This is a genomic window from Mesorhizobium sp. M4B.F.Ca.ET.017.02.2.1, from assembly GCF_003998955.1.
GTDB classification, from domain to species: domain Bacteria; phylum Pseudomonadota; class Alphaproteobacteria; order Rhizobiales; family Rhizobiaceae; genus Mesorhizobium; species Mesorhizobium abyssinicae.
This window is the reverse complement of record NZ_RZOF01000420.1, coordinates 1-4,901: the sequence shown is the minus strand read 5'-3', so window position 1 is coordinate 4,901 and position 4,901 is coordinate 1. Positions and strand designations below refer to the sequence as shown.

Below are 4,901 nucleotides of genomic sequence, written 5' to 3'. Positions count from 1 at the left end.
GAGGTGTCGGAGAACAGCGTCGAGTTGGTGTTGAGCAAGAGCCGCAGGCTGGTCGCGAGGCCGCGCTTGGTGGCGATGTAGTCGACGAAACGCTGCATCCAAAGCTCCAGCGCGACATCGGCCGGGTGATCGCGGGCCAGTTCTTCCGCCGCCAGGCAGAGCGCCTCCACCTCGCGGCGGTAGACGATTTCGACCAAATGCTCGCGGGTCGGGAAATGGCGGTAGAGCGTGCCGATGCCGACCTCTGCCTGGCGGGCGATCTCCTCCAGCGAAGCGTCGACGCCGTCGGTCGCAAAAGCCTGCGCCGCCACCTCGACAAGCTTGTCGCGATTGCGCTGGGCGTCTGCGCGCAGCGGTTTTGGCGCTGGCGTGGCGGGCTGCCTCTCGGTGGTAGCTAGCGGCCTTTCAGCCAATTTTGTCTCCACGGGTCGATTGGGGCTTGAACCGTGGCCGGTCAGCCCCCACGTAAATAAACGGAGGCGCCTCCGTTTTAGTGGAGCACCTTTATCATATAATCAGGGGGACCGGTATGTCACGTGTTCGAGAGGAGCAAAATTCGGTTGCCCGCTGGACGACGGAACTGCCGATCTCCCCCTCGTCGGGGAGATGGCCGGCAGGCCAGAGGGGGGCGTTGTCCCGCCGACGTCGCAGCCCGCGACAAACGCGTTCGCATTTCAGGTTTCCTCTCAAGGACATAGTCACAATCGCCGCGTTCTTTCGCGCCCCCCTCTGCCCTGCCGGGCATCTCCCCCACAAGGTGGGAGATTAGCAGCTTCCACGCCTTGCCCCTCGCCTGCCAAGCCCCATTTCCATCCGCCTAGCGTCCAGCAATTGGAGCCCGACGCCTCATGAATGACCAATCGACCATCAGCCCCACCACCCTCTCCATCCATCTCACCATCAACGGCCGCGACCACGCGCTCGACATCGAGCCGCGCGTCACCCTGCTCGACGCGCTGCGCGATCGTCTCCATCTCACCGGCACCAAGAAGGGCTGCGACCACGGTCAGTGCGGCGCCTGCACCGTGCATATCGACGGCGAGCGCGTGCTGGCCTGCCTGACGCTCGCCGCGCAAGTCGCGGGCCGTTCCGTCACCACCATCGAAGGACTGGCGGGCGAAGACGGCACGCTCAACGCCGTCCAGGCAGCCTTCCTCGAGCAGGACGCCTTCCAGTGCGGCTATTGCACGCCCGGCCAGATCATGTCGGCGGTGGCCTGCATCCGCGAAGGTCATGCCGGCTCCGACGAAGAAATCCGCGAATACATGGCCGGCAATCTCTGCCGCTGCGGCGCTTATCCGCACATCGTCGCCGCCGTTCGCCATGCAGCAGAGGGGCTCCGCTCATGAGAGACTTTTCCTACCTTCGTGCCGACAGCGTGGAAGCTGCACGCAACGCCGCCGCCCTTCCCGGCGCCATGCTGCTCGCCGGCGGCACGACGCTGGTCGACCTCGCCAAATGCGGCGTCGCCGAACCTTCCGCTGTCATTGACATCAGCCATATCAAGGGGCTCGACGCCATCGATGTCAGCGCCGGCCGCGCCGTGATCGGCGCGCTGGCGAAAATGAGCCATGTCGCCGACCATGCCGAGATCAAGGGCCGCTTCCCGGCCGTTTCGGAAGCACTCTGGCAGGCAGCCTCGGCGCAGCTGCGCAACATGGCGAGCATCGGCGGCAATCTAATGCAGCGCACGCGCTGCCCCTATTTCCGCGATCCCGCCAACTTCCCGGCCTGCAACAAGCGCGCGCCCGGCAGCGGCTGCTCGGCGATTGGCGGGGTGACGCGCGGCCATGCCGTGCTCGGCACCAGCGAGGCCTGCATAGCCACCTATCCGGGCGATCTCGCCATCGCGCTCGTTGCCTTCGACGCCGAGGTCCATCTCGGCGAGAGGCGGCTCAAGGTCGAGGACTTCTTTCTGGCGCCGGGCGCCACGGCCGAACGTGAGCACGACATCCGCCCCGGCGAGGTGATAACGGCCATCGAGATCCCCGGCTCGGCCGCAGCCAGGCGCTCGACCTATCTCAAGGTCCGCGACCGCCAGTCCTATGAGTTCGCAGCGGCGAGTGCCGCCGTCGGGCTGGAACTCGAAGGCGACGGCCGCACCATCCGCGAGATCCGCGTCGCGCTCGGCGGCGTCGCCACGAAACCGTGGCGGGCGCGGGCAGTCGAAGACGCGCTTAGAGGCAAGACGTTCGACGAGGCCACAGTCCGCAAGGCCAGCGAACTTGCCATGGACGGCGCGGTGGACCACGGCGCCAACCACTACAAGATCGAGCTCGCGCCGCGCGTCGTCGCCAGAGCCATCCTCAAATTGGGAGAGACGGCATGACCGTTCATGAGATGAAACACGCCGCCTCCGACAGCGCGCGCCTGGAAGCGGTCGGCGGTCGGCTGTCGCGCGTCGACGGCCCGGCCAAGATCACCGGCGCGGCCCACTACGCCGTCGAGCAGCAGCTCGAAGGGCTGGCGCATGCGGTGATGGTGGAAAGCACCGTCGCCGCCGGCACGGTCCTTTCGATCGACACGCGCGCGGCCGAGACCGCGCCAGGCGTGCTGCTGGCGCTGACGCCGGACACCATCATACCGCTGAGGACGGCGTCGGACTGGTTCGGCACGCCACCGCCCGACGTCCCCTATTGCCCGCTCGCCCGCGTGGTCACCTATTCCGGCCAGCATGTCGCTGCGGTGGTGGCCGAGACCTTCGAGCAGGCAGTCGCGGCGGCCGCCCTCGTCAAGGTGATCTATGACGAGACGCCGGCCATCGTCGACCTCAGCGACCCCAAGGCCGGCGACGGCATCCCGATCGAGGCCATGACCAAGGAGTGGGGCGACGCCCAAGCCGCCTTTGCCGCCTCGCCGGTGCGCGTCTGCGCCGCCTACAACACGCCGCGCGAGTTCCAGGCGGCGATGGAACCTCATGGGCTGATCGCGCGCTGGCAGGGCGAGGCGCTCACCATCTGGGAGCCCAGCCAGTGGCTCGACGGCATGGCGCGCACCTATGCCGAATGGTTCGCGATCCCGTTCGAGAACGTGCGGCTGGTCTCGCCCTATATTGGCGGCGGCTTCGGCTCGAAGGCGCTCGCCTTGGCGCACAGCGCGGTGGCGGCGGCCTCGGCAAAGATGCTGGGACGGCCGGTCAAGCTGATGCTGACCCGGCCGCAGAATTTTACCTCCTATGGCGGCCGCGCCGCGACAAGGCAGACCGTGGCGATCGGCGCCGATCGCGATGGCAAGATCCAGTCGATCGTGCATCGCGGCGTCAACGAGACGGCGGTCGACGGCATGTGGGTCGAGCCACTCGGCTCCGTTACCTCGATCATGTACGCCACGCCCAATTTCTCCTCGAAGCAGAATGTCGTGCGGGTCAACACCGTGGTGCCGGGAGCCAAACGGGCGCCGGGCGAAAACCCCAGCGCCTTCGGCATCGAAAGCGCGATCGACGAGCTCGCCTATGAGCTCGGTATCGATCCGCTGGAGATCCGGCTGCGCAATTACGCCGAGGAAGACCCGCACGCCAGGAAGGCATGGTCGACACGCCAGTTGCGCGAGGCCTTCGCGGCCGGCGCGGAAGCCTTCGGCTGGGCGAAGCGTTCGCCCGCGCCGCGCTCGATGCGCGACGGCCATCACCTGATCGGCTGGGGCGTCGCGGCCGGCACCTATCCGGTGCGGCGCGCCCATGGCGAGGCGGTGGTGAACATCCTCGCCGACGGTTCGGTCGAGGTCGAAAGCTCCTCCATCGACATGGGCCAGGGCACCTATACTATCCTGGCGCAGACGGCGGCCGAGACACTAGGCGTGCCGGTGGAACAGGTGTCGGTGAAGCTGGGAGATTCCCACTTCGCTCGCGCCGGCGTTGCAGGTGGCTCCAGGCTTGCCGGTGTCATGACCGGCGCCGTCTACAAGGCGGCCAGCCAGGCGCTCGACGAGCTGATCGGGCTGGCGATCGCCGATCCGCGCTCGCCCTTCCATGCGCTGCAGGCGAACACGCTGGTGGTCAGGGACGGCCGCATCGCCTCGCCGCGCGGCGAAGGGCCGGAGCTGTCGATCGCCGAGCTATTGTCCGCCGTCGGTCGCGAGAAGATCGAGGCCAAGGGCGACTCCATGCCGGCGAACGCGACGGCGGAGGAGCGCTACAAGAACTACACCACTATCGCCATGTCGATCCCGCACACCGAAGGCGACTATTCGCGCCATTCCTGGTGCGCGCATTTCGTCGAAGTCAGGGTCGACGAGGATTTCGGCACGGTGCGGGTGTCGCGCGTGGTGTCGGCGCTGGATTCCGGCCGGCTCTACAATCCGAAGCTGGCGGAAAGCCAGTGGAAGGGCGGCATCATCATGGGCATCGGCCAGGCGCTGCTGGAAGAAGGCTTGGTCGACCGCCGCCACGGCCGCATCGTCAACGGCAACCTCGCCGACTACATGATCCCGACCAATGCCGACATTCCGGATATTCAGACGATCTCGGTCGGCATTCCCGACCCGCACTCCTCCGCGCTCGGCGGCAAGGGCGTGGGTGAGCTCGGCATCGTCGGCGTCGCGCCGGCGATCGCCAACGCGGTGTTCCATGCGACGGGGAAGAGGGTAAGGGATTTGCCGATCACGCTAGAGAAGTTGATCTAAGGCTGACGCGAGCCTGCCCTGCCGGGCATCTCCCCCTTAAGGGGGAGATTTGCGGTTTCAGCGCCGGCGCGCACCCTCGCAGCGTTCGAAATTGGCGAAGGCGGCGGAGCGAATAATCTCCCCCCTTGAGGGGGAGATGGCCGGCAGGCCAGAGGGGGGTGCTGTCCCGCCAGCGTTTTGGTAAGTTCCGCTATCCCGGAATGTCCCAGTTCGATCGTGTCAGCACATCGGCGGGTGGAAGGATCTCTTCGGGATTTAGGTCCCGGCGCTGGGTCTCATCG

4 protein-coding genes are annotated in these 4,901 nt (G+C 66.8%); 3 read left to right on the top strand and 1 reads right to left on the bottom strand.

The features are described from left to right. Positions 1 to 413, bottom strand: a 413-nt coding sequence (locus tag EN738_RS30890; RefSeq protein ID WP_145966982.1) for a TetR/AcrR family transcriptional regulator, incomplete at its 3' end; no start/stop codon positions are given. Between the two features lie 435 nt (positions 414 to 848). Between EN738_RS30890 and EN738_RS30885 the strand changes: the two genes are divergently transcribed. The 3 genes from EN738_RS30885 to EN738_RS30875 are packed head-to-tail and all read left to right on the top strand — an operon-like array spanning position 849 to position 4,620. After that, entirely contained in the window at positions 849 to 1,349 is a 501-nt protein-coding gene (locus tag EN738_RS30885; protein ID WP_189606056.1) for a (2Fe-2S)-binding protein, read from the top strand. Continuing rightward, complete coding sequence (locus EN738_RS30880; RefSeq protein WP_127286910.1) at positions 1,346 to 2,329, top strand: xanthine dehydrogenase family protein subunit M; 984 nt, start codon at positions 1,346 to 1,348, stop codon at positions 2,327 to 2,329. Before EN738_RS30885 ends, EN738_RS30880 begins: the two co-directional genes overlap by 4 nt. Beyond that, complete coding sequence (locus EN738_RS30875) at positions 2,326 to 4,620, top strand: xanthine dehydrogenase family protein molybdopterin-binding subunit (RefSeq protein ID WP_127286909.1); 2,295 nt, start codon at positions 2,326 to 2,328, stop codon at positions 4,618 to 4,620. The genes EN738_RS30880 and EN738_RS30875 overlap by 4 nt, the downstream gene beginning before the upstream one ends. Positions 4,621 to 4,901 lie beyond the last annotated feature (281 nt).